The organism is Anaerotruncus rubiinfantis (assembly GCF_900078395.1).
Lineage (GTDB): Bacteria > Bacillota > Clostridia > Oscillospirales > Ruminococcaceae > Anaerotruncus > Anaerotruncus rubiinfantis.
In genome coordinates, this window is record NZ_FKLA01000008.1 from 137,942 (window position 1) to 161,535 (window position 23,594).

Annotated in this window: 23 protein-coding genes; 18 read left to right on the forward strand and 5 right to left on the reverse strand. The window is 53.1% G+C overall.

Annotated elements, in window-relative coordinates:
• Window positions 1-6: 6 nt before the first annotated feature.
• The 17 genes from BN4275_RS02995 (at window position 7) to BN4275_RS03075 (ending at window position 19,867) form a co-directional block, all read left to right on the forward strand.
• Window positions 7-1,005, forward strand: coding sequence for a phage major capsid protein (locus BN4275_RS02995; RefSeq protein ID WP_066453646.1), 999 nt, complete (start codon window positions 7-9; stop codon window positions 1,003-1,005).
• 383 nt (window positions 1,006-1,388) lie between these two features.
• Window positions 1,389-1,994, forward strand: a complete 606-nt coding sequence (locus BN4275_RS03000) for a hypothetical protein (protein ID WP_066453649.1) — start codon at window positions 1,389-1,391, stop codon at window positions 1,992-1,994.
• Window position 1,995: 1 nt separating this feature from the next.
• The gene (locus BN4275_RS03005; protein WP_066453652.1) at window positions 1,996-4,098 is read left to right on the forward strand and encodes a hypothetical protein; all 2,103 of its coding nucleotides are present in this window, start codon (window positions 1,996-1,998) and stop codon (window positions 4,096-4,098) included.
• Between the two features lie 47 nt (window positions 4,099-4,145).
• Complete coding sequence (locus BN4275_RS17510; RefSeq protein ID WP_066453655.1) at window positions 4,146-5,633, forward strand: hypothetical protein; 1,488 nt, start codon at window positions 4,146-4,148, stop codon at window positions 5,631-5,633.
• Window positions 5,630-6,676 (forward strand): DUF6273 domain-containing protein, encoded by a 1,047-nt coding sequence (locus BN4275_RS03015; RefSeq protein WP_066453657.1) that lies wholly within the window; start codon window positions 5,630-5,632, stop codon window positions 6,674-6,676. Before BN4275_RS17510 ends, BN4275_RS03015 begins: the two co-directional genes overlap by 4 nt.
• A 12-nt stretch (window positions 6,677-6,688) precedes the next feature.
• Window positions 6,689-7,720: a DUF6273 domain-containing protein gene (locus tag BN4275_RS03020; RefSeq protein WP_066453661.1), complete on the forward strand. Its 1,032-nt coding sequence runs from the start codon at window positions 6,689-6,691 to the stop codon at window positions 7,718-7,720.
• 9 nt (window positions 7,721-7,729) lie between these two features.
• The gene (locus BN4275_RS03025) at window positions 7,730-8,140 is read left to right on the forward strand and encodes a PDZ domain-containing protein (RefSeq protein ID WP_066453664.1); all 411 of its coding nucleotides are present in this window, start codon (window positions 7,730-7,732) and stop codon (window positions 8,138-8,140) included.
• Window positions 8,127-8,378: a hypothetical protein gene (locus BN4275_RS03030; RefSeq protein ID WP_066453673.1), complete on the forward strand. Its 252-nt coding sequence runs from the start codon at window positions 8,127-8,129 to the stop codon at window positions 8,376-8,378. The genes BN4275_RS03025 and BN4275_RS03030 overlap by 14 nt, the downstream gene beginning before the upstream one ends.
• Window positions 8,375-8,860 (forward strand): carbohydrate-binding protein, encoded by a 486-nt coding sequence (locus BN4275_RS03035; RefSeq protein ID WP_066453675.1) that lies wholly within the window; start codon window positions 8,375-8,377, stop codon window positions 8,858-8,860. The genes BN4275_RS03030 and BN4275_RS03035 overlap by 4 nt, the downstream gene beginning before the upstream one ends.
• Window positions 8,861-8,871: 11 nt before the next feature.
• On the forward strand, window positions 8,872-9,165 hold the full coding sequence (locus tag BN4275_RS03040) for a hypothetical protein (protein ID WP_066453678.1): 294 nt from the start codon (window positions 8,872-8,874) through the stop codon (window positions 9,163-9,165).
• Complete coding sequence (locus BN4275_RS03045) at window positions 9,131-9,943, forward strand: glycoside hydrolase family 25 protein (protein WP_242863546.1); 813 nt, start codon at window positions 9,131-9,133, stop codon at window positions 9,941-9,943. The genes BN4275_RS03040 and BN4275_RS03045 overlap by 35 nt, the downstream gene beginning before the upstream one ends.
• Before the next feature lie 4 nt (window positions 9,944-9,947).
• Window positions 9,948-10,250, forward strand: coding sequence for a hypothetical protein (locus BN4275_RS03050; RefSeq protein ID WP_066453684.1), 303 nt, complete (start codon window positions 9,948-9,950; stop codon window positions 10,248-10,250).
• A 10-nt stretch (window positions 10,251-10,260) separates the two neighbouring features.
• Window positions 10,261-12,042 (forward strand): hypothetical protein, encoded by a 1,782-nt coding sequence (locus BN4275_RS03055; RefSeq protein WP_066453686.1) that lies wholly within the window; start codon window positions 10,261-10,263, stop codon window positions 12,040-12,042.
• Between the two features lie 151 nt (window positions 12,043-12,193).
• A complete protein-coding gene (locus tag BN4275_RS03060; RefSeq protein WP_154018809.1) occupies window positions 12,194-17,218 on the forward strand; it encodes a hypothetical protein in 5,025 nt (1,674 codons plus the stop codon).
• 160 nt (window positions 17,219-17,378) lie between these two features.
• The gene (locus BN4275_RS03065; protein ID WP_066453690.1) at window positions 17,379-18,266 is read left to right on the forward strand and encodes an LAPAL motif-containing putative phage structural protein; all 888 of its coding nucleotides are present in this window, start codon (window positions 17,379-17,381) and stop codon (window positions 18,264-18,266) included.
• A gap of 757 nt (window positions 18,267-19,023) precedes the next feature.
• Window positions 19,024-19,395, forward strand: coding sequence for a helix-turn-helix domain-containing protein (locus BN4275_RS03070; RefSeq protein WP_066453692.1), 372 nt, complete (start codon window positions 19,024-19,026; stop codon window positions 19,393-19,395).
• Window positions 19,396-19,678: 283 nt separating this feature from the next.
• Window positions 19,679-19,867 (forward strand): Arc family DNA-binding protein, encoded by a 189-nt coding sequence (locus tag BN4275_RS03075; RefSeq protein ID WP_066453694.1) that lies wholly within the window; start codon window positions 19,679-19,681, stop codon window positions 19,865-19,867.
• Window positions 19,868-19,902: 35 nt separating this feature from the next.
• Here BN4275_RS03075 and BN4275_RS03080 read toward each other — a convergent pair whose 3' ends face one another.
• The 5 genes from BN4275_RS03080 to BN4275_RS03105 form a co-directional block, all read right to left on the reverse strand.
• Window positions 19,903-20,109 (reverse strand): hypothetical protein, encoded by a 207-nt coding sequence (locus BN4275_RS03080; RefSeq protein WP_066453697.1) that lies wholly within the window; start codon window positions 20,107-20,109, stop codon window positions 19,903-19,905.
• Complete coding sequence (locus tag BN4275_RS03085) at window positions 20,093-20,323, reverse strand: helix-turn-helix domain-containing protein (protein WP_066453699.1); 231 nt, start codon at window positions 20,321-20,323, stop codon at window positions 20,093-20,095. The genes BN4275_RS03080 and BN4275_RS03085 overlap by 17 nt, the downstream gene beginning before the upstream one ends.
• 290 nt (window positions 20,324-20,613) lie before the next feature.
• Complete coding sequence (locus BN4275_RS03095) at window positions 20,614-21,348, reverse strand: class I SAM-dependent methyltransferase (RefSeq protein WP_066453701.1); 735 nt, start codon at window positions 21,346-21,348, stop codon at window positions 20,614-20,616.
• 254 nt (window positions 21,349-21,602) lie between these two features.
• Window positions 21,603-22,151, reverse strand: coding sequence for a CarD family transcriptional regulator (locus BN4275_RS03100; protein ID WP_066453704.1), 549 nt, complete (start codon window positions 22,149-22,151; stop codon window positions 21,603-21,605).
• A gap of 13 nt (window positions 22,152-22,164) precedes the next feature.
• Window positions 22,165-22,404 (reverse strand): hypothetical protein, encoded by a 240-nt coding sequence (locus tag BN4275_RS03105; protein WP_066453707.1) that lies wholly within the window; start codon window positions 22,402-22,404, stop codon window positions 22,165-22,167.
• A gap of 232 nt (window positions 22,405-22,636) precedes the next feature.
• On the opposite strand from BN4275_RS03105, the gene BN4275_RS03110 reads away from it, so the two are divergent.
• Entirely contained in the window at window positions 22,637-23,449 is an 813-nt protein-coding gene (locus BN4275_RS03110; protein ID WP_341423389.1) for an alpha/beta fold hydrolase, read from the forward strand.
• The last annotated feature ends 145 nt before the right edge of the window (window positions 23,450-23,594 follow it).

Below are 23,594 nucleotides of genomic sequence, written 5' to 3' on the forward strand. Positions count from 1 at the left end.
ATAGAGATGGCAGGCATTACATTCAGCAAGGGGTCAGGCCTGAACGAATCCATTTACGGAAAGAGCGCCGAACCCATTATGATGTTTATTGAGAAGAAAGCGGAAGCCTTTGAACAGAAGGCGATTGCGCCGCTGATCTTCAAGGAAAGCACCTCGAAGAACTTTGCGGAAAAGATCACTTCGATGACTTCCATGAACGGCTTCCAGCCGGTAGGTGAGGGTGGTGCATATCCGAAGGACGAGATGCAGGAGGGCTTTGACAAGATCCTTGAGCATGAGACCTGGAAGGATCAGTTCGTCATCACCCGCGAGATGGTGGAGGACGCGAAGCTCTTAGACATGAACAAAAAGCCGCTCGGCTTCGTGAACGGCTACTACCGCACCCGCGAGCAGTTCGCGGCGGCGCTTCTGGCGGGCGGCATTTCCGGAACTTCCGTGGCCTTTGGCGGGAAAAGCTTCTCAACCGCAGGCGCGGACGGGAAGGCGGTCTTTGCGACCGATCATCCGGCAAAGGTGAAGGGCGCTGCACAGTCGAACAAGTTTTCGGATGCGTTTTCGAACGCAGCGCTCGGGAAGCTCGAAACCCGGATGCAGAACTTCACCGACGACAATAGGAATATTTTGGCGGTCACGCCCAATACCATCGTTATTCCCAACGACGCAGGACTGAAAAACGATGTGTTCGAGGCGATCGGCGCGGACAAAGACCCGGATACCAGCAACAACGGCTTCAACTACCAGTATGGGCGTTGGAGTGTCATTGTGTGGCCGTATCTCAACCAGTTCCTTGCTTCCGGCGTGAAGCCGTGGATTCTGATGGATTCCACCTACAATGAGGAAGTGGGCGGCGCGCTCTGGCTCGACCGCGTGAAGCTCGAGGTCAAAACCTGGGTGGACAACAACAATGACAATAACGTGTGGAACGGCTACGCGCGTTTCATTGCCGGTTTTGCGGACTGGCGGTTTGCCGCTGTCGGCGGGATCACCGGCGCGACCGCGCTTTAAGGCATGAGAAAAGGCCCGTCCGGGATGGGCGGGCCTTGCACCTTGACAGCCGAATATCAGACTGGGTATAATGATCGCAGGCACTGTCGATCCCAGCGGCAGGCGGTTAAGTCTTAGCCCCTGAAAGGGGGCGTTGCTTATGGATTATGGTTGGATCATCCTTGTGCTGATCGCAGCAACCGGATACATACTCGCAATAAAAAAGAAGTAGCCGCCCACACGTCCAAATGTAGCGGCTACTCTTTGTAACTCTACTGGGGCGTAACCGTCTGTCGGCAGTGCCCTTTTGTATCTTTATTATACCGTGGCATATGAGAAGTGTCAAGCCGTCAGTCTGATATTCAGGCTGACGGCTTTTCTATTTGGATTGGGAGGAAATGTGGATGACCTGGAAAGAAATCAAAATAGCGGCCCTGCAGCGGATGTTTGCCATTCCTGGCGACGATATCGTGATGGACGATACCACCCAGCCGTATTTGCTTTCAATGCCCGCTGCGGCGAACGAAGCGCTGCAGCTTTTGTCCACGGCGGGAAAGTTCCTCATCAAATACCATGAGCTTGAGCAGGACGGGACGCAGGCAGGCATCCAGCGCTACGACCTGCGGGCGCTCTGCGACGATTATTATTCGGTGAAGGACAACCAGATCTTTGTGGAGGACGAAAACGGCTACCGACAGGAAACCGGCTTTGTGTTTGAAGGGGACAGTATCCTTGTCCTGCCCGGCGAGCGGGCGGGAAAGTGGCGAATCTACTATAACGCCTATCCGGCAGAGATCACGAAGGACACGGTGGACGACTACGAATTGCCGCTTGACCCCGAGGTGGCGGTGCTCATCCCGCTTTATATCGTGTCACAGCTCTACAAGGACGATGACATCTCCCAGTCCGTGCAGTTTCGCAACGAGTTCGAGACGGCACGGGAGGAACTGCGTGGGGCGGTTACCCCGGTGGTGCAGACCGAATTTTTGAGCGCAAGGGGCTGGTGGTAGTATGGCGCAGTTCAAAATCCCGAGCGGGCCGGATATCTCGATCCTCAATATTGAAAACCTCAAGGGGGTAGACCTCTACAACTCCCCGTCGAACGTGGAGAACTACCGCAGCCCGGACGCGCCCAACATGATCCGGGACGTGCCGGGCAAGGTGCGCAAGCGGATGGGCTACCACCTGACGGAAACCTACGACGGGCGGATTAACGGGGTGCATAAGCTCGTGGACGACAGCGGCGAGCACATCATCATCCACGCCGGGACAAAGCTCTACCTGAACGGTGAGGCCATTTATACGGAAATGAACGATGTCCGTTCCAAGGCGTACCAGCTGAAAAAGAAGCTCTATATTCTGGATGGAAAGAAATTTCTGGCCTACGGCGAGTTTGAGGAAGAAGGCGTGAAGGCCTATGCCGTGAAGCCGGTTTCCGAAAAGGCCTATGTCCCAAAGATCATCATATCCCGCGACCCGGAGGGCGGGGGAACGGCGCTGGAACCAATCAACCTGCTCGGCTCCAAATGGACGGAGAGCTTCTATGGAAAGTCTAGCGTGACCAAGTACCAGCTCAGTTATGGGAATCTCGACGAAACGAAGGTAACGGCGAAGAAGATGACCTCCTCCGGGGTATGGAAGGATCTCGCGGAAACCACCGATTTCACCGTTGACCGGGAAAAAGGGATCGTCACCTTCACATCCGCGCCCGGCGCAACGCCTGTAACCGGCCAAGATAATGTGGAGATCACCGCCTCCCGGCTGTGGGGGGAATATGAATATAAGACCGAGAACTTCACCGGAACGGGGAGCCAGAAGGATTTCGTCCTGACAACCGCAATTGGCGATGAGAAACTGACCGCGACCGTGGGAGATAAAAAGTATACGGAGGGCGACGGCTTTACCGTGAAGCGCACCACCAAGACCGTGACCTTCACCGCCGCGCCCGCCTCTGGCGCCGCCGTGAAAATCACCTACAAGGCGTTTTCCTATGCCTACGCGGATAAGATTAACCACTGCGATATCGCGGTGCTCTACGGCGTGAACGGCGCGTCCGACCGGCTGTTTGTGACAGGCAATCCCAAATATCCAAATTACGACTGGTATTCTGAGATGAACGACCCGACCTATTTCGGGGATCTCTGGTATTCGGTTATCGGGCAGGACAGCTCCCGGATTCTCGGCTATTCCATTGTGAACGACCGGCTGGCGGCGCACAAGGACGAAGGGGACGACGGGCGAAACATTGTCCTGCGGTATGGGTCACTGCAAAACGAAAAGGCGGCTTTCCCAATTGTGGGGGCGCTGCAAGGCGCGGGGGCGCTCGGAAAGTACACCTTCGCATATATTTCCTCCGAACCGGTGTTTTTGACGCGGCTTGGGGTATATGCGATTACGCCCGCCGACATCACCGGCGAACGTTATGCGCAGAACCGGAGCTTTTATATCAACAAGGCATTGCAGGAGGAAGCGAATCCGGAAGAGGCGTATGGATTTGCTTACAAGGATTTCTACCTGCTTTCCCTGAACGGGACGGTATATCTTCTGGACGGGTTACAAAAGACCTATGAGAAGAACCAGCCATATTCGGTCTACCAGTACGAGTGCTATTACTGGACAGGGATCAATGCGCGTATCCTGTGGGAACAGGACGGGGCGCTTTGCTTCGGCACGGGCGACGGAAAGATCATGAAATTCTACACCGACCCGGAGGCGCAGGAAAGCTACAACGACAACGGACAGGCGATTATTTCCCATTGGGATCTTCCGGATATCGACGGGAAGTATTTCTATAAGAACAAGACCTTCCGGTATATCGCGGTGCGGCTGGCTTCTGCCATTGCGACCGGCGTAAGGATCAAGGTGCAGAAAAAGGGTATCTGGTATGATCTGTGGGATTCCGGGGGCAAAGCGCGGTATTTCGACTTTGGGTATATCGATTTTGGGAAACTGTCTTTCTCATCCGACCGCACGCCGCGCACCCTGGGTCGAAAAATCAAGATCAAAAAGGTGGATAAGGCGCGGTTTCGGCTGGAAAACAACGAACTGAACGAACCGTTCGGAATTTACAATATCGCGCTCGAATTCGTGGAAGATAAGAACTATAAGGGGTAGGGCACGCTGCCCACCGCTTCGGCGGATTTGGGATAAGGAGTGGTGAAATGGCGATTGCAGATAGGAAGATCACAGATGAACAAATAACCACATACGGTGTAGTTTCGCAGCCGGATGTTCTTTCAGGAACCCCAGCGGCTAATAAGGCTGTATTTGACAAACTGATAAGGGATTCTATCAAAGCAAACTATAACGGGCTGATTGACGCGCTCACGTCCACGACTGGCGCAAATGAAATCGGAGCACAGGTCACGGGCATAACCGGCCAGACGGTGCAGCTCATTTTGTCGGCTTTAAAGGTGCTGGTTGACGACTGCTACACCAAAGCGGAAGCCGACGCGGAGATCGGGACAGAAACCAATACGCTGGTGCAGGATATCACTATCAATATGGATACGGGAGTAATCACAGTCACCAAAAAGGACGGAACCAGTGTAAGCACTGACACGGGAATTGAAAAAATAGCGCTGGACGTTTACCTGGACGGGACGGATTTTGTTCTCGTACTGGAAGATGGAACCCAGCAGCGGGTGAGCCTTTCATCCTTCATTGACACCTACACTTTTTCCAATACCGATACCATTGCCTTTACCGTTACGGGGACGGGCAACAATAAGGGCGTGTCGGCCACTGTGCGAAACAACAGTATCACTTTGGCAATGCTGGCAGTGGACGCGGTGACGGAGATCCAGACGAATGCAACGGCGGCACAGCAGAGTGCGGCAGCAGCACAGGCAAGCAAGGAAGCGGCAGCGGCTTCGGCCAATACAGCGCAGGCTGGGGCGAATACGGCAACCTCCAAAGCCTCCGAAGCGTCCACAAACGCGGTACTTTCCCAGAGCTACGCAAAGGGTGGCACAGGGACGCGGACGGGCGAGGACACCGACAATGCGAAGTTCTATAAGGAACAGGCCGCGCAGGTGTCCAGCACGGCGGTTGCGGCGGCGCAGACAGCGACCAGTGAGGCGAACCGGGCAAAGAGCGAGGCGGACCGGGCGGCGGAGATTGTGGGCGGGGATTACGCGACAAGGACAGAGCTGGAAACCGGCCTTGCGGGGAAAGTGGATGTTGTAACCGGCAAGGGCCTGTCCACGAACGACTACACCACCGCCGAAAAGGAAAAACTCGCGGGGATTGCAGAGAACGCGAACAACTATGTCCATCCGGCCACGCACAGCGCACAGATGATTGACGAGACGGATACGAGGATGTTTGTCACGCCCGCTGAAAAAGCGGATTGGAATGGCAAGGCTGACCCATCCGACCTCATCACCGTAACCCTCCCCGTGGCCTCATGGGTCAAGGACAGCACCCGCGAGATGTGGACGCAGGCGGTAACGCATAGCTCCATTGTGGACGATGTGCGCATTGGGATCAGCGTGGACGACGACACACAGCTTGCCCTTATGGACGCGGGCGTAACCTTACGGATTGACAATAACAATGGCACAGCTACGGCAAAAGCATTTGGAGCGATCCCAGAGAGTAACATCACGGTGCAGCTGACCTTAACGCCTGTGGAGGTGGTAGCGTGATCTACGGCGAAGAACTAGGCGCGGGCGGGATCAGTACAAAGACGATCCCACCGCAGGGGCTTAATTTGACCTTAAAGGGCGGTAACGGCAGGATCGACTGCACCTTTACCGGGATCACCTCACAGTGGCTGTATCTCGGGCAGTATTACCGGCTCATTGCAAAACCCGGCAGTGCGCCGACCTCCCCAATGGACGGCGTACAGATTAAGGACGTGCAGGTCGGGGCAATCGGGGATGCGGTTATCTCCGCGAGCATCGAGGGGCTTACCAATGGGGTGCAGTATTATGTGCGGCTCTATGTGAGAGGTGAGAATGGCTGGCAGACCAGCGTGGACGCGGTGGGGACGGCTACGCCGGTGGCGGGGATCGCGATTAGCACTTTGGCGGTGGGGTCAGAGGTCAAGCTAAATCTCGGTGGCGTGCCATATAATCATTTGGTTGTACATCAGGGGAATCCGGACGCGACGCTGTACGACGCGAGTTGTGACGGAGCATGGTGCATGATTAAAGATATCTACGAAAAAAGAGCATGGGGAGACCTTTCTGCCACCAATTATGCAAAAAGTGCGGTTCACGAATACCTTAATACCACCTATTTGGGGCTGTTTAATAGTGGAATTCAGAACGCCATTAAGCAGGTTAAAATTCCATACGCAAGGAGCTTGTCCCAAACATCGGTTAATTCAGGTGAAAACGGGTTACTTACAAAGGTTTTTTTGCCAGCCTCATTTGAGCTAGGGCTAAATAGTAGCGAATGGAACATATCATTGGATGGAAAAAAGCTAAATTATTTTTTATCAGGATCTAGTGAAGTTGCAAGGCAGAAAAGGGTAGCCTACTTTAATGGGGTTAAAACTATGTGGTGGACAAGAAGTTCCAATTCCGATTATTCTCGCCCAGTTGCACCTGCTGAGAATGGCAGTCTTGCCAGCACAGACAGAACAAGTGTAATTGGAGTTCGTTCCATAATTATTTTTCCGTCAGATTTTCTCCTCGCCCCAGAACCCAACCCGGACGGCAGCTATAGCCCGCTCACAGCATAAGGAGGTGATCCCATGTCAGACATAAAAGGCAAGGCCCTATCCTTTGGCGGGATTAACACCCGCGACCTTGCGCCGCAGGTGGAGAACCTCACGCTCAAAGGCGGGGACGGCAAAATAGACGCAACCTTTAGCGCGGTGGATGCGGCATACGCCTCACTGGTCAAATACTACGTCGTGACCGCCAACACCCACATGCCCGGCGGCCCATCGGACGGCGTGTCGGTCATGGTAATGCCGGGAACGGGGACGCTCTCATGTGTTCTGTCGGGGCTGGAAAATGGTGTGATCCATCATGTGCGGGTATTTATCCGGTGTACCTACGGCTGGCAGACAAGCCCTATGGCCTATGGGGTGTGTACGCCTATGGCGGGGATCGCGATTAGCACCTTGGCGGTGGGGAGTGAAGTCAAGATCAACCTTGACGGAGTGGCTTACAATCATTTGATCGTACAGCAAGGGAACCCGGATGCGGCGCTTTATGACGCGAGCTGTGACGGGATATGGTTGTTGATGAAGGATATTTATGAAATGCAGCAGTGGCATAGCGCCAATATCAACGACTATGCCGACAGTACAATTCACAGCTATCTGAACAGCACCTTTGTCGCCAAGCTTGATGCTAACATTCAAGTTGCCATAAAACAGGTGAAAATCCCTTATCGTGCCGGCGCTGGCACCAGCAAAAGCGTTACGAGCGGTGCTAATGGTCTGCCCGCAAAAGTGTTTTTGCTGAGTTCTACGGAAGTCAGCTTTAACCACAGCTATATGCCTACCCGTGAAGGCGCAGAGCTGTCCTACTTCGCAGGTTGTGCAGACAACAGTTCCGACAGCAAGCGTATTGCAACACTGAACGGTTCCACAATGCACTGGTGGCTCCGCTCCCCGGCCATCATCGACTCCACGTACGCCTCGTACGTCGGCTATGGCGACTGGCAAAACTCCAAGTGTTCCAACTCTGGCGGCGTCCGCCCTGCGTTTATCCTTCCTTCCGACCTACTTCTCGCCCCCGCTCCCAATCCCGATGGCTCTTACAGCCCACTTTAAGGAGGCAATATGATCTACATAGACAACACGCAATACCCCGACGCAATCGCGTCCGTCACAATGGCGCGAATCAATGACCAAAGCGAGGAGATACTCATCCTTGCATTCCCGGCCACGGATCACGACGCAATCCGTGCCCTGCTCGACCCGGCGCAAGAAATCCGCGACGAAAAGGAAACCACCATAAGCCGGTACATCCCGCGCATCTGCTATGATATCGCGGACATGGACGGCAGGACGTGGGCCAAAATCCGTTTGCGCAGCCGCAGCACCGGGGACAACCCAGCGTATTATCAGGCGCGGTCCGTGGATGCGGAACAGCGATACACCGACGCAGACCTTGCTCGGCTGGAGGCCGAACAGCGGGCAACCGATATGGATTTACAGCTATTGGAGGTGCAGAGCAATGAGCAAATATGACGATATCGCACAGCGCTACGCAGATGGCGGTGTGCGGGATGATCAACTGGACGGCACCGGGGCAGAGACAGGCAGCGTCTATCTGACCCGCAATTATGTCGCCCTGGGCGCAATCACGCAGGAACAGGCCAACGCGATCCGAGCGGGAGCGGTTGATCCGCAGGTAGCCGATCTGCAAGCGCAGCTCGAGACGCAGCAACAGATCAATGAGATTATCACGGGAGGCGAGACGGTATGATTACCACAATCGAACAGGCGCGGGAGTACCGCGCAAAGATAGAGGCAACGACTGTGTACGCTCCGCCGGAGGTCGCCGTCAAGGAGCCGAGCCTTTATCCGGTCTGGTCGCCGGATGCGGTCAATTACTATGACGGGACGGACGGCAAGCATCCTCAGAGTAAAGTGCGCGGTCGCATACACCCGGACAGGCTCTATAAGTGTACGGCCCCGCATACATCGCAAGAGAGCTGGGAGCCGGATGCGACTCCCGCCCTCTGGACGGTGATCGACGAGACGCACGCGGGGACTGTGGATGACCCCATCCCGGCAGCACGCGGCATGGAGTATACCTATGGTCTGTACTACCTCGACGGCGAGGATGGCAACATCTATCTCTGCGAGCGCAGCGGGGCTACGCTGGGCGACAAGATTACCCTGCAATATCTGCCGCATGAGCTGGTGGGGCAGTATTTTACACTTTACACACCCGAGACTGTATAAGGAGGATCAAGATGGATTTTAAAGAGTTTTTCACATGGGAATATATCGCAACCTTTGCGGGGTGCATGGCCTGCACCGGCGTAATCACCCAGTTTATTAAGAACTGGCTGGACAGTCTCGTACATATCCCGACGCAGCTACTTGCCTACCTTGTGGCCCTTGTGGTGCTGCTGGCGGCGCAGGGCTTCACGGGGGCGCTCACGCCGTCGATGGCGGCGCTTGACCTGCTTAACGCTGTGCTGATCGCCACGGCGGCCAGCGGAGCCTACGATGGGATCAAGCGGATTGGTGGCGGCAATGGCTGACGTTGTGGCGCGCGGGATCGATATTTCCTCCCATCAGGGCGAGATCGACTTTGCGAAGGTCAGGGCGGCGGGATACTCCTACGTCATCATCAAGGCGGGACAGGGCTTGCGGGAATTCCAGACCTTCCGGGGGAAGTACCTGCCCGCCGTACTCGCCGCCGGTCTCGACTGGGGCGCGTACTGGTGGAGCGACGCGGTGACTGTGGACGAAGCCAGACGGGAGGCGGAGGTCTTTGTGGCGGCACTCGGGAAGCTGAGGCCGACCTATCCGGTCTATATGGATCAGGAATATGCTTCGCCCTGTGGTCAGTGGGGGCTGAATCAGGGAAAACAGACCCGCACCGATATGGCGGCGGCGTTCCTGCAAACGCTCGAACAGGCCGGATACTATGCGGGACTCTATGCCTCAAAGGACTGGTTGGAACATTGGGTAAATGCGGACAAGCTCAAAAACTACGATAAGTGGGTGGCGCAGTACGCGGCAAAATGCACCTATGGCGGGGCTTATGGGATGTGGCAGCACCACGGAGATGTGCCGGGGTTCGTGGGCCGCTGCCCGGGGATCAGCGTACCGGTTGACCTCAACGACTGCTACCGGGATTACCCGGCGATTATCAAGGCAAACGGCCTCAACGGATGGGGCGCGCAGGAGCCGTCTGGCGAGATGGTGCCGCGCGGTGAATACGAATCCATGAAAGCCGAGCGGGACGCTTTGCAAACGAAATATGACGGGCTGGTAGCCGATATACAGGCGGTGATCAGCAAATACAGGGGGTAATAGGATGGATGATTTAGCCGTAAGACTGGCCGAAGTAGACCAGCGGGGAAAGTCTAATTCCCATCGGATAGACGACCTTGAAAAGCGGGCGGACACCTTGCAGGAGCTGACAACCTCAGTGAAGCTGCTGGCGGCGAACATGGAACGGATGGCGTCGGAACAGATGAAACAGGGGGACAGGCTCACAGCGCTGGAAAAGCAGCCGGGGGAACGCTGGAACAGCATGACAAGGACAATCTTCACCAGCGCAGTATCCACCCTGTCAGGCGGGCTTGTGGGGGCGCTGGTGGCAATGATGATTAGATAGGGGTGATATCATGGCGAAGGGAAAAGCGGGCAATACCAAAACCGAGGGTGGAAAAAGTTATGTTCAGACTTCCAGTGGCCTATGGGTAAGCGCGGACAGTGATTCCGGGAAAAAATGGTCGAGCAGTTCTTCCGGGAACAAGTCCAGTTCGTCAAAATCCAGCTCCTCCAGTAGCTCAAAGTCGTCTAAACCCGGAGTCAATCCGGGACAGATCAAAACCGAGCGCGGCAAGACCTACGTACAGGGCGCGAATGGCGGCTGGTACAGCATGGATGACAAGTACGGGCAGAATGTATATAACAAGTACAATAACGGCTCTTCCGGCGGAAGTTCCGGCAAGGGAGGATATACCCAGAGAACGCAGGTTGCCGGATCTTATATTGATAACTCCGGGAACAGTAAGAATGCAGCGAATAACAAAGGCGGATACAACGGATACACGGTTTTCAAAAATGAGAAGGGCGAGTGGGGAACCGGAAAAGAGGGCTACGAGTATACCGGCGCAAGAACCGGAACGGGAAAAGACCCGGTTGCGAGACTAAAGAACGGCGCGATGGTTGGGCTTTCCTACATAAGCCGTAACCCGGACAAGGATTATTATTCGCTCGACTACGTAGCGCCGAATACCGCGAAGAACCGTTCGCAGATTTCGGACAGTGCGAAAGCCTATGTCGACTGGAACTACGGGACAGACTTTGGCAACAGCGATTACCGTTACCCCTACGGTTCGGACGAATACAACTGGGTTTATGACAATCTCGTCGCGGGCCGGGGCATGAGCGGCGGAGCGCTCCCGATTGACAGCCCGGAATATCAGGCGATATGGGGAAGCGGGAGCTTCAACCAGGCGGCGTATGATTCTTTACTTGCGCAGGGGAGGATTGCGGGGAAATGGGACGGCAGCGCGAACGGCGCAACGAACTATCCGGCGGGCTATGACAGCAAAGGAAAGGCGAATCCTATGACGGGATATGATGATTCTTATTTGAATCAGGCGATGCGGGCGGCACTTGACGCAAATGAAGCCGCAACCAGAAGGGCGACAGCCGCTTACGACGGATACCGGGACGATATCAACAGCAATGCGGAAGATGCAGCGCGGCAGGCGTTTATCGCCATGCAGCAGAATAAAGTGAACCTGCCGCAGCAGATGGCGGCGATGGGAAACTCAGGCGGCCTCACCGAAAGCGCCCTGCTGGGACTGCAAACTGGATACGAAAACGACCGCAACTCGATCATGAAGGGCGCGAATTCCGACCTTGCTGCGCTTGACCGGCAGATAGCAGAGTTGGAAGCGCAGGGCGATATGAACCGCGCGCAGATCATTGCGGACTATCGCAACCGGCAGTATGAGGCGCAGATGAGGGCGGCGGAGCTGGCAGCACAGCAAGCATTCCAACAGCAGCAGGCGCAGGAGGAATTCGAGCGGCAGAAGGAATTGTTGGCATACCGGAATAGCCTGACTGGATCGGGCGGCTCTGGGGGCAATTCGGGATTGAGCACAACGGACAAATGGCTTTATGATAATGGCATGGTTGATAATGACTATATTATGTCGAAGCTTGGTATTGTGCCGTCCGCAGGCGGGATGCAAACTTTATCTCCAGAAGGCGCTGCATTTGATTCCGCCATGCAAAGAAATCTTACCGGAAGGCAGGCTGGTTATGTGAGCGATCAGCAATTGGCAAACGATATCAAGTACGCGATAGAAAGCGCGCTGAATCAGGGCCAGATTTCACAAAGTGATGCAAGGATTTTGGCGAACATGTACGGAATTCCGGCAGTGGGGTGACGCTATGGCAAGGTATGAAATCCCAGAGGAATACAGAAAAAATCTTCAAATTAATTTGAGCGGAAATAAGCCGGTTCTTCAGAAAGATCCGGCTTTTCTCCCATATAAAAATACTGCCCCGGCGGTTGCGGCAAAATCTCCAGCACCCACAATGGCGGACTTCAAGAAATATGATTACGCGCAGTCTAAGGACATCCTCCCCAGAAAACAATCCACCATCCAGTGGGGAGGCAAGACGGACGACCTCACGAATCTGCCCTTCAAGAACACAAGAGCGGTCGACGATTATCTTGTGAATCAGGGCTTCATGCAGCAGAAGGCAAACCGGCCCGTACTGTCAGCGCCGAGCGGGAATTCTGTGTTGCCAATCAAAAAGCCAACGGCATTGGAGCGCGTAGACAGCTTTATAAAATCCACGGGCTCCGGAGCCATGAACGCGGTTTCCGGGATTTTCGATTATATGGGAAATCTGCCGGTGAAAACAGCACAGGAAAGAGTTTCCGCACGGGACGACTATTTCCGGATGTGGGAGCAAGCGAAAGCGAATCCCGCGCTTCTGCGTGACAAAGAATTCCAGAGCAGATTATTGCAGGCGCAGTTAACAGCTTCTTCGGGATATAACTGGATGGATGATACGCTCGCGCAGTTTGATCCTACGGCCTCCTCAACCGCAAGTCAGATGTTGCAGGAACAGCAGGCAAAGAGCGCGCAGAAACTCAAAGAGGGCATGAGCCCCGCAGCCAGCGCCGTGACGGATGTTGCGCTTGCAGGCACAGATATGGCCCTGAAATTTGGGCTATCAAGCGCAATGGGCGTGCCCTTCCTTGCCTTTATGGGCGCTGACAGCGGCGCACAGGCGGGACAAAACGCTTTGAATGAAGGTTACAGCGCCAGCCAATCGGCAACGATGGCGGCGGGCGCGGGCGCAATCACGGCAGGGGTGGAATCGTTCGGTGGTATCGCGGGCAAATGGGGTGATAAGCTGATCGGCGCACTGGTGAAGTCACCGGCAGGTAAAGCCATTGTTGGGAAACTTCCGTCGAATGTGATGGAATACCTATCGAAGCTTTCAGCGTCCAAAGTCGGCCAGATTGCGGGTGATGCGCTTTCGGAAGGCGCGGAGGAATTCACGGAGTACGGCGCACAGCTTTTCTTGGAAAATCTTGTGCTGGACAAGGATACGCCTTATGACATCAAGCAGGCTCTGTATAACGCGGGGATCGGCGGCGCGGTAGGCGGGCTTTTCGGCGGCGGGCGCGTATTTGCACAGGATATCCTGCCGCGTGCGGATACCCGAGATTCGGCCAATTCCGGTTCAGACATTGCGTCGGAGATGAAGCCGGGGTATAATCAGGTTGGAGGTGAAATGGATGGAAGAACAGAAGAAACGGCCGGGCTTTACGCTCGAAGAACTGAAGGAGATCGCACGCAATTCGACAATGACGCAGGAAGAAGCGGCCGAACTGTTGAGTCAGCATGTAAGGAAATACTATGGACTCGACTCGCCGAAAAAGGAACCTTCGGAGAACGGCCGGGAATAAGAGAAGAAGGGGCAAGCTTTGCCCGCCGGGTATCTCAGGAAGGGATGGAAACCGGAATTGTGGGCGCCACCGCCTATGCGTACCGGCCCGCATCCATTGAGAGTGCCAATGCCGAAGCGCGGCAGACAATGGAATTCTTCCAGCAGAGAGGGATCGACGCGGTTTTGGTGGACGGAGCGCTCCAAACGAATTCGGATGGGTACACCCTGGAGAGTCCCAACGCGGCGACCGGCCCGGATGGAAAGCTGTATGTTTCCAACCAACTGGGAATGTCTGCAGTAGAGACAGGGTATCATGAGCTGTTCCATCACCAGCTTCGGCGCAAGGATGCCGCAGCACTTCAGTTTCGGGAAACCTTAAATGAAAGCTATGACCCCGCATCACCGGCTTTTCGAAAATTGGTGGAGGATATTTCCGACGGCTACTTTTACGGCAACGACTCCCGTGTGATCGATCAAAGCGCGGGCCGAATCGTGGAAGAGTTGGATGCCTTTTTCTGCGGCTTTGTAGAGAGTGAAAACAAGACAATGGTGGAAGCCTATATGCAGGCGGTGAAGGACCCCGATGCGGTATCGGAAGCCTACATAGCTATGCGGGAAGCAGAGGCGGCGCATGCGGATTATACCAAGCGTCCTCCATCCAACAGCGCGGCGTCGGGATACGGCCAGAACACGGTTGGCGCGGCGGAAAGCGGCGGACGCATGACCAACGCGCAGCTCGTGGAGGAATATGGAGCGCTTCGCAAGGGCGAGCAGCCGCGCGCACGGGAAATTGACCTTGCGGCCCAGACGAGAGAAGGAAAGACCTCACGTTTTGCGCAGAACGCGGCGGAAAGCGCGGCACTGGGCGACGCCCAGGCGGAGGCGATCGAACAGGAAGTTGCTTCCGGCACCTTTGCCTATGTCCCGATTGCGGATCAGTCGGCGGTCGATACGGCAAGCGGGCGGATCTCGCAATATGGATATGAGCAGACTTTAAATGACTTCGATTCGCTTCTGCGCAGCGACAAGCGGATCGGGAAGAACGATATCGCGCTGGGCGAACTGCTGATCCAAGAGGCGGCAAAGCGCGGCGATACGGACACGGTGGTAAAACTGGTGGCGGATGTGGCGGCGCTCGGCACCGAGATGGGCCAGAACGTGCAGGCGCTTCGCATCTTGAAACGGTTGTCGCCGGAAGGGCGGCTGATGGCTTCCCAGCGGATGGTGCAGCGGATCAATGAGCAGCACCGAGGGAAGAAGGGCTGGAAGGACGTCGCAATCCCGAAAGAGAACGTGCAGGATCTTCTTTCGCAGACCACGCCGGATGGGATGGACGCGGCCAACGACCGCATCCTGCAGGTGGTGGCGAATCAGATGCCTTCCTCCTGGGTGGACAAATGGAACGCCTGGCGGTATCTGGCAATGCTCGGGAATGTGCGCACGCAGGGCCGAAATCTGGCGGGCAACACCGTTTTTGTCCCGGCCAGAAAATTCAAAAATCTTATTGCGGCGGGTCTGGAAAGCGCCCTTCCCATGAAGGAACGGTCGAAGGCGATTCTCAACCGCAGAGCGGCGGATGACCGGGCGCTCATCGAGTTCGCAAAGGGCGACTATGCCAATGTGCGCGACGCGATTCTTGGGACGGGGAAGATGAACGCCGCAAGCCAGCTCGACCAGAAACGCACGATCTTCAAAAATAACGGCGATTGGGGAACCAGGGCGGACGACGGGATTCTTCCGCGCAAAGTCCGTGCGGCCACGGACAAACTGTGGAGCGGTGTAGAAGGATACCGCAAGCTGACCGACTGGGCGATGGACCAAGGCGACGCCATTTTTGCGAAAAGCGCCTATGCGGAAAGTCTGGCCTCCTACATGAAGGCAAACGGGCTGAAACCCGCCGATATGGTAAACCAGTTTGGCGGCGAAACGGAGGCGGCGGTTCAGGCGCGCAATTACGCAGTTCTGGAGGCGCAGAAGGCGACCTACCGCGATGCATCCAAAGTGGCGACTGCATTAAGCAAATTCAGCAGAACCAACAAGGCGACTGCCCTGCTTACCGAAGGTATCCTGCCGTTCAAGAAAACGCCCATGAACGTGCTGAAGCGCGGATATGAATACAGCCCGGTCAGCTTCCTCACCACCTTTACCAAAGGCGCATACGACCTGAAAACAGGGAAGATTACCGCGACCGAGTGGATCGACAGGCTGGCTTCCGGGCTTTCCGGCACGGGGATTCTGGCGCTCGGGTGGGCGCTCACCAAATTAGGTGTCCTGACCGGCGGCGCGCTGGAGGACAAGAAAGAGCAGGAACTGAACGAGTTGCAGGGCGTGCAGAATTATTCCGTGGTGCTTCCCGGCGACATCTATTATGATGTGAGCTGGATGGCGCCGGTGTCGATCCCGCTGTTTATCGGTTCGGAGATTGCCAATATGCAGGAGCGGGAAGGCAGGGAAATCGGGATCACCGAATTCATGGACGCTGCGAACAAGCTCGCGGAACCGATGCTGGAAATGTCCATGCTGGACGGGCTGCAAAGCACGATACAGGCGGCGGGGTATTCCAACAGTCCAGTCGGTGCGATTGCGGGCAACGCGGTCGGCAGTTACTTCGGACAGGCGATCCCAACTATATTCGGACAGGCGGCGCGAACCATCGATCCGGTGCGGCGCGGTGTCTATGTGGACAAAAATGAGGACATGCCCGCAGCATTCCAGCGGTTCTTCCAAAGCAACATCAAGGCGAAGCTTCCGTTTGCCAATCAGAGTTTACAGCCACGGTTGGACGCATGGGGCAGGGAAAGCGCGCCGAAATCTTTGCCGCTGCGGGCGCTTGAGAACTTTGTTTCGCCGGGATATATCTCGATGGGGCAGACCACGCCAGCGGATAAGGCAGTGACAGAGCTTTACGCGGCGACCGGTGAAAACTCTATCCTGCCGTCCAAGGTTTCAAAATATGTGACCGTCGACGGGGAGAAGATCAACTACACCGGCGACCAGTACACGCAGATCCAGCGAAAACGCGGACAATCCGCGAATGAACTGATTGCCAAACTCGCGGAACTGCCGGTTTATCAGGAGCTTGACAATGCCGGGAGAGTGGACGCAATGGAGGATATTTATAAATACACCCGGCAGATGGCAATTGCGGATGTGATCCCAGGGTATGAGCCGGACACCTGGGTGACAGACGCTTACGAAGCCGAGAAATCCGGGCTGGAGCTTGCCTCTTATCTGGCGTGGCGCGCCTCCTACGGCGAACTGAAACCCGATAAGGATCGGAATGGGAAAACGACATACAGCGCATCCGACAAATTCCGGGATCTGCTGAATATGGACCGTTCCCTGACAGCGGCGCAGAAGGCGCGGCTTGAGCAGGACTTCACCGGCGCGGACAATCCTAGGGATTACAGCAGCGGAAACGCCTTCGTTCTCTCGGGACTGACCGACAGCCAGCAGGAGAAATATTCCGGGCGGCTGGCGAAAACCCTCACGCCGCAGGAATACGCGAAGGCATTAAAAGCGATAGGCGGATCGGTCAGGGATAAAAAGACCGGGAAGGCCCGACAGAAAAACAGGCAGGAGAAGATCGATTCGCTTGTGGCCGCTGGTTACAGCAGGCAGAGGGCGGCGCAGATCTATAACCTTGTGAAGTGAAAAAGGCGGGGCAGGGTATTCCTGCCTCGCCAAAGTTTTACAGCATAATCATTAATATGGTAAGTATAATATAGACACTTCGCCAAATGTATTCTAAATATATGGTAATATTATGCAATTTAAGATATAATTTAGATCACATACGGTGGAGGTGAATGGCATGGATTCTGTTCAACAATCATATAGATTTACATTTAAGTTTGAAGGAGAAGGGCATGCTGTACCCTTGGATACGCTTTGTTCCGTATTGACACAATTCAATAAGTTATCTATCCATGCTGAAAAGAATGTAAAATGTCAATATTCCGTTATTGCTCATGAGCCTGGTAGCTTCGAAGTGGAATTACTTGCAAACGCTGTAATCCCAACAACTATGTTCGTCCAGCAGAATCTTAATTATATTTTAGAAAAGCTTAAAACTATAAAGGAATGGATAGAAGTAAAGCGTTTTTTATTGGGCCAAAAACCTCAAGAGACATCTAGAGACGGATCACAAGTTCAGGTTACTAATGCGAAAGGGGATGTGATGGTGACAAGTATATCGGGATTGCAAGTTTTGAATAACGCAAGTATTTCAAACTCAATAATTGTATTAGGACGTTCTTTGGCCGATGGTGATTTGCAAGGATTCCAGATGCTTGATGAAGAAAGGCTCCCCCTTTTAAAAGTTGACAAAGGCGAAATTCCTTATTTGGCTGCGGGGAATATTCGATCTGATGAAGAGAACATAACTGTTCAGGTTCAAAAAAAAGCAAAGCTTCTAGTGAGAAAATTTATAGCCGTGGGAAACGAACGCTGGGAATTCACTTATATAAAATCGTTTAAAGCAAGAATACTTGATGACGATTGGCTTAAGGCATACCAAGGGGGAAGGATCGAGTGCAGAGGCGGCTCCAGCTTGCTCGCCGATTTGCGTGCTGAATTTCAAAATGACGAAGATGGACTGCCAATAGATTCCACTGCTAAATATTTTGTAACAAAAGTGCACGCAGTAATTCCCCCTGATAATGAAGAATATGAAGAAAAAGATCAACAGATTATTGCCTGAATCTATATAATAATCTAAATATAAAAGCTGTGCGGGCAAACCCTACAAGGATTCGATATATAATATAAGGATACCCTCCATCCGAGGCGGCCTTCTTTACGCAAAAATGCCACTCTTACAAAAGAGTGGCATTTATCGTTTCAAACTATTTTATGTAACTTAAATAGATATTGAGAGACATCAAAAGGGGACAAAAATCACAAATGAAAGCAGTTATTTTTTGAATATTTTCTATTTGATTGCTTGAATGCCGAGATATAAGGCCACAAAAGGATAGCAATGGAGGCACGCAAAGAGCAAAAGTAATTATTAAAATGACCCATCGTAAAATACTTATTGAAAGAAAGTGGCAGATTAGCGTAGCAATAAAATAGACTAATCCAGTAGAAAAAAGATTGTTACCGTCATTAACGATTTCTTCTTTAAAATGCATTGAATAAACAGATGATATATCATATCGCTTTATTACTATTGCATGAATTATTATAATTAAGAGCCATGATATGATCCACATCCAAAATATTTGTAATTTCATAGTATCCTCCTTATCCACTTTCTCTTACTGTATATGGATATGAGAGTGGATCATGTCGATTTTTGTCGGTTCTCCTTATCTTTTATAATAGGTTTCATTATAGCTTGCCGCAATAGCACATATCACAAGCTGCATATATCAAGAAATAAATGTCTTGTCAGATAGTCAATTGAACACATTGGAAAATTACGGTATTCTTAACCTCAGAGGGGGTGCCGAATATTGTATATTCTTGTCGTAATTGGTCGGAACATAAAATTTTACAGGGATAAGTTTGAAATCACGCAGGAAGAACTCGCATTCCGAGCTGATGTCAGCGTATCATACCTATGCAAACTGGAAAACGGAAAGCAGAATGTAACGGTAGATATCCTCGACCGGATTGCCTGTGGCCTTGGTATTTTTACCTATCAGCTTTTCATGGAAAGTATGGAGGACACTGGAAACATCAGCGAGATGACCAATGCAAGAATGGCCCGATACAAGGATCGGATCGATTCTATGCCTCCTGGTCAACAAAAGAAAACAATTCAGCTAATGGATGTAGTTACCTCTTTAACATGGAATGTACGAGAGGACGAAGAAGTTAAGTAATGCAAAGCGGAAATAAAGTCTCCCTTTCCCAGATCCGCGTGCATATATACCAAAAGGCGGGGTGAGCTTTTGCTTTCCCGCCTTTCTTTTTATTGCATCGATATTTACAATAGGGTACAATAAACAGAAGGCTATTTTTATCATAGCCTTATTTTGTGTTACCTCTTTGCACTTGATAGACTCTATTTCTTTATCCATATCATATCACTATCTAGGGATAGATTTCAATCGGCAAAACGTACAAAAATCTAGGGATAGATAAAGCTGAAATTGGAGGCGGATTATGGCAAAGACAGCAAAACAACAGGAAGCGGCCAATAAATATTTAAAAGAAAATGTGGAAGAGATAAAAGTATATGTCCCAAAGGGACAAAGAGAAATTATCAAGGAGTTTGCCAGACAGCACGGGGAGAGTACCAATAGCTTTATAAACCGCATCATTCGAGAAGCGATGAAAAAGGAAACTCAATAGATTAATCGGGGCTGAATTACTCAGCCCCGATTGCCTTATTCCATATAGGTTCTGGTGGCCTCTACGCCAACCGCTAAACCATGCATGAAAGCGATTCGGTGACAGATAACCCCAAAGTGTTTCATGATTTCTTCCGGCGATGCATTCGTTGGTGGGGATGGCATCTGTTGGACAATCAGTGGAAAGTCTGTTTCAAAATCCTCTCGGATAATTCTGGCGAGTTTTTCAGTCAACTCCGTCATGGTCTGTATCCTCCTTTAGTAATTCGTAAGGCTTCACATCAAGCGCTTTGGCAATTCCCACAATGCTTTGCAGTGTCGGATTGCCATTGCCATTTTCAATCCGGTTCAGCGACTTGACGCTGAGATCGGAATGGTACGCTAGATGCTCTTGACTTAGATGTTTCTCCTGCCTTAATTGCTTGATTTTACTCCCTAAGATGTCATTGGCATACACGTTATTCCCGTCCTTAATCTGTATTTTTAACACATATCAAGGACTATGGAGATGCACCAGAAGGATATTCACGCATGATGTCACCCTTTCGGTGACACCTACACTCATAAAGAATGATTTATTCGGTACCTGTGTCGTAAAACTGTCGTATTAGTCGAATAAACCTGCATTATAAGCGGAATAATTCAGCACTTTGACTGCTGCATTCGCTGGTTCGAATCCAGCTGGCCCAGCCAGACAACCCCCGCACGTATCGCGTGCGGGGGTTGTTTTTTGATGGCGCAGGCCTTTCAGCATTTTTTTGCGGACACCAGCAGCATCATCGGGCGGCGCAGTTCGTCGCGCATGCCGGGTACGGCGTCAAGCAGGCGTTCGTCCGGCTTGGGCTCCACGATCTCCCGGATAGAAAAGCCGCGGCGCAGCAAAGTGTTAAGATAGGTGGATAGGGTTTTGTGATATTTAGGAACCTCCTCCCCCAGAAAAACTGCTTTGCGCCCGCCTTCCGAAAAATAGCGGTCCACCGGCCAATACGCGGGTTTTCCCTGTCCGTCATAAATCCAGTCCTGGCTGCCGTAAGCGGTAAAAACTGGATGCTCGACCGAAAAGACAAACGCTCCGCCCGCGCCTAGGAACGCATATACTTTCCCACAGATGAGGTCAAAATCGGGCGTGTAGTGAAACGCCAGGGAACTCAGGACGATGTCAAAGCTGCCCGGCGCATAGTCGAGATCTTCCATGGCAACCTGCCGGTAGGAAACAGTCGGGGACTTGGTTTTCTCCCGGGCGACGGCGAGCATTTTTTCGGAGATATCCGTCCCGACCACCTGGCTGGCGCCGTGCTCGGCGGCATAAATGCAGTGCCAGCCGAATCCGCAGCCGATGTCCAACACTCGCTTTCCGGAAAAGTCCGGCAGCATCCGCTTCAGCTCATGCCATTCACCGGCAGCGCTGAGCCCTTCCACCGAACGGGGGAACCGGCTGTATTTTTCAAAAAATGTATCGCTGTCATATGGATTTTCCTTCATGATTGGCACTCCTTCATAAATAAAACCGGATGGATGGCGTTATCCATCCGGTTTTGCGTGGTATCTTTCGATTGGCCGGGTTCCAAACAGTGGATTATCGCGATTCATGTTTGAAAGCGGAGTTTTTCCCGCTGGGACACAAGGCCGGGATATCCTTTCTCCGCGTAGTTTATCACAAAGGCTGCCGCAGCGTCAACGGACAAGAAGGGGAGCCCCATATGGGGCTCCCCTTCCGGATGTTCTGCTCGTCATATTTATGCGCTTTTAGATGCCTGCCTGGCACATTCGGGCGCGTTCGGGCCGAGTGCGTCCAGGATATGCCGGAGCACCGCATCGCGCGGGATTCCCAGTGCGATGGCGAGCTCGCCACAAAGCAATTCCTCGGCACGCTTCCGGTAGTGTTCATCGATCCTGCCGGGCTTTTTCCCATGCTTTTCCGCCGCCTGGTTCTTCTGGTAAATTGTTTTGATCAGCCGGATAAGGTCCCCGCAGTCATGTGTCTGGATGGCGGACTGGTAATGCTCCGAAAGTATCTGCTGATTTTTGGCGCCGGGGTTCCCCGCGGAATCTTCCCGAATGGAGGGGATCTCCCGGATGAGCTGTTCCGCCTCGGATTTGGAAATGACCGGGCGCATGAATACTTTGGTATCCACAGGGGTGTAGATCACTTCGGTTCCATAGGCCGGAACAAGGGTATAATAGGACTTGTTCGGATCGGCATAGGAGGCGTCCGGGCGTCCGATCGCGGCGATTCTGCAGACACCGCTGGTGCCATAGATGATGTAATTTCCAACCTGATACATCTTTGTCCCCCGATCAATTGAGATAGCTGCCACAGCTGTAGGAATTGTACTGCTTGCCGACCTTGACCAGGATTGACCCGTCAGGCAAGGTCAGCTCCTCCCGGATTTTATATTTGACGCGGCGGCGCTCCAAGGTCATCTTGTAGTTTTCCAAATCTTTTTTCACCAGCTCGGCCGCTTCAGAATGTGGGAGGTCTTCTTTGAGCGCAAAGTGAATGGTCTGTTCCAAACAGGCGTGCTGAATTCTTTTCATGGGAATCCTCCTTTTCTGTTATTTTTATTTTACCATTAAAAAAAGCTCCGCCGCAAACGGAAATCCTTTCACATGCGAAAATTCGTGTATTTCGCGCAGGATAGGCGGGGATTTATTTTGTACAAAATGAGCAGATCGGAACAGCTTCGGGCACGGTAAATGGAAAACCGGGAAAAAGAACCCTCCGCCGCCGCTCCACATAGGATGAAAGGAACCATAATGGGAGGGATTTATGATGATCTATGTGAAATCCACAGATGGAGTTAAGATAGCAACTTATGATTTAAATCCAAAGGGGAACGAAACGGTATTCCTGGTACATGGATGGCCGCTTTCACACAAAATGTATGAATACCAGGAGCAGCTCCTGGTGAACCGGGGCTACCGGGTCGTGGAGATTGACCTGCGGGGCTTCGGCGCGTCCGATGTCCCGGCGGATGGTTACAACTACGACCGGATGGCTGAGGATATCTACAACGTTGTCTGCGCGCTGAAGCTGAAAAGCTTTGTGCTGGTCGGCTTCTCGATGGGCGGCGCGATTGTCCTGCGCTACATGCGCAGGTTTCACGGATACGGTGTCAAAAAACTGATTTTACTCGCGGCCGCCGCGCCTAGCTGGACCCAGCGGCCGGGATTTCCTTACGGACTGAGCCGGGAGTATGTGAATGGTCTCATCGAGCAGGCCGCGTCCGACCGGCCGCAGCTTGCCCACACCTTCAGCCATGAACAGCTGTTTGCGAGCCCGCAGAGCGAAGCGGTAAAAGACTGGTTCGAGGATATCTCCCTTTCCGCGTCCGGCATCGGCACTGTTTCGGCGGCGGTTGCCCTGCGTGACGAGGACGGAAGGCAGGACCTTGCTTTCGTAAAAGTGCCAACGGTGATCATCCACGGCGCCAAGGATGTGGTCGTTTCGTCCGAGCTCGCCAGGGCGCAGCACGCCGGAATCGCCGGCTCGCGGCTCTGTACGCTTGCGGACAGCGGACACGGCATTGTTTACGACGAGTTGTGCCGGTTTAACCAGGTCTTTTTGGAGGCGCTGCGGTAAGGCGGCGGAAAAATTTTAAAAAGCCGTCCCGCGCGAAATACGCGAGGGACGGCTTTTTTGCTGGAATCCAGTGCAATAAAAATATTGATTTTAGACAGCGCAGAATGGTATCATAGAAAAAACGATGAAGTCACCTGCATTGTGA

Coding starts and splice junctions, on each gene's coding strand:
- BN4275_RS03105 (WP_066453707.1), bottom strand. CDS start 22,404: ATGAAAAGAATTCAGCACGCCTGTTTGGAACAGACCATTCACTTTGCG.
- BN4275_RS03005 (WP_066453652.1), top strand. CDS start 1,996: ATGGCGCAGTTCAAAATCCCGAGCGGGCCGGATATCTCGATCCTCAAT.
- BN4275_RS03030 (WP_066453673.1), top strand. CDS start 8,127: ATGAGCAAATATGACGATATCGCACAGCGCTACGCAGATGGCGGTGTG.
- BN4275_RS03055 (WP_066453686.1), top strand. CDS start 10,261: ATGGCGAAGGGAAAAGCGGGCAATACCAAAACCGAGGGTGGAAAAAGT.
- BN4275_RS03110 (WP_341423389.1), top strand. CDS start 22,637: ATGATGATCTATGTGAAATCCACAGATGGAGTTAAGATAGCAACTTAT.
- BN4275_RS03050 (WP_066453684.1), top strand. CDS start 9,948: ATGGATGATTTAGCCGTAAGACTGGCCGAAGTAGACCAGCGGGGAAAG.
- BN4275_RS03095 (WP_066453701.1), bottom strand. CDS start 21,348: ATGAAGGAAAATCCATATGACAGCGATACATTTTTTGAAAAATACAGC.
- BN4275_RS03035 (WP_066453675.1), top strand. CDS start 8,375: ATGATTACCACAATCGAACAGGCGCGGGAGTACCGCGCAAAGATAGAG.
- BN4275_RS03100 (WP_066453704.1), bottom strand. CDS start 22,151: ATGTATCAGGTTGGAAATTACATCATCTATGGCACCAGCGGTGTCTGC.
- BN4275_RS03000 (WP_066453649.1), top strand. CDS start 1,389: ATGACCTGGAAAGAAATCAAAATAGCGGCCCTGCAGCGGATGTTTGCC.
- BN4275_RS03020 (WP_066453661.1), top strand. CDS start 6,689: ATGTCAGACATAAAAGGCAAGGCCCTATCCTTTGGCGGGATTAACACC.
- BN4275_RS03075 (WP_066453694.1), top strand. CDS start 19,679: ATGGCAAAGACAGCAAAACAACAGGAAGCGGCCAATAAATATTTAAAA.
- BN4275_RS03025 (WP_066453664.1), top strand. CDS start 7,730: ATGATCTACATAGACAACACGCAATACCCCGACGCAATCGCGTCCGTC.
- BN4275_RS03040 (WP_066453678.1), top strand. CDS start 8,872: ATGGATTTTAAAGAGTTTTTCACATGGGAATATATCGCAACCTTTGCG.
- BN4275_RS03060 (WP_154018809.1), top strand. CDS start 12,194: ATGGCGGACTTCAAGAAATATGATTACGCGCAGTCTAAGGACATCCTC.
- BN4275_RS03065 (WP_066453690.1), top strand. CDS start 17,379: ATGGATTCTGTTCAACAATCATATAGATTTACATTTAAGTTTGAAGGA.
- BN4275_RS02995 (WP_066453646.1), top strand. CDS start 7: ATGGCAGGCATTACATTCAGCAAGGGGTCAGGCCTGAACGAATCCATT.
- BN4275_RS17510 (WP_066453655.1), top strand. CDS start 4,146: ATGGCGATTGCAGATAGGAAGATCACAGATGAACAAATAACCACATAC.
- BN4275_RS03080 (WP_066453697.1), bottom strand. CDS start 20,109: ATGACGGAGTTGACTGAAAAACTCGCCAGAATTATCCGAGAGGATTTT.
- BN4275_RS03045 (WP_242863546.1), top strand. CDS start 9,131: ATGGGATCAAGCGGATTGGTGGCGGCAATGGCTGACGTTGTGGCGCGC.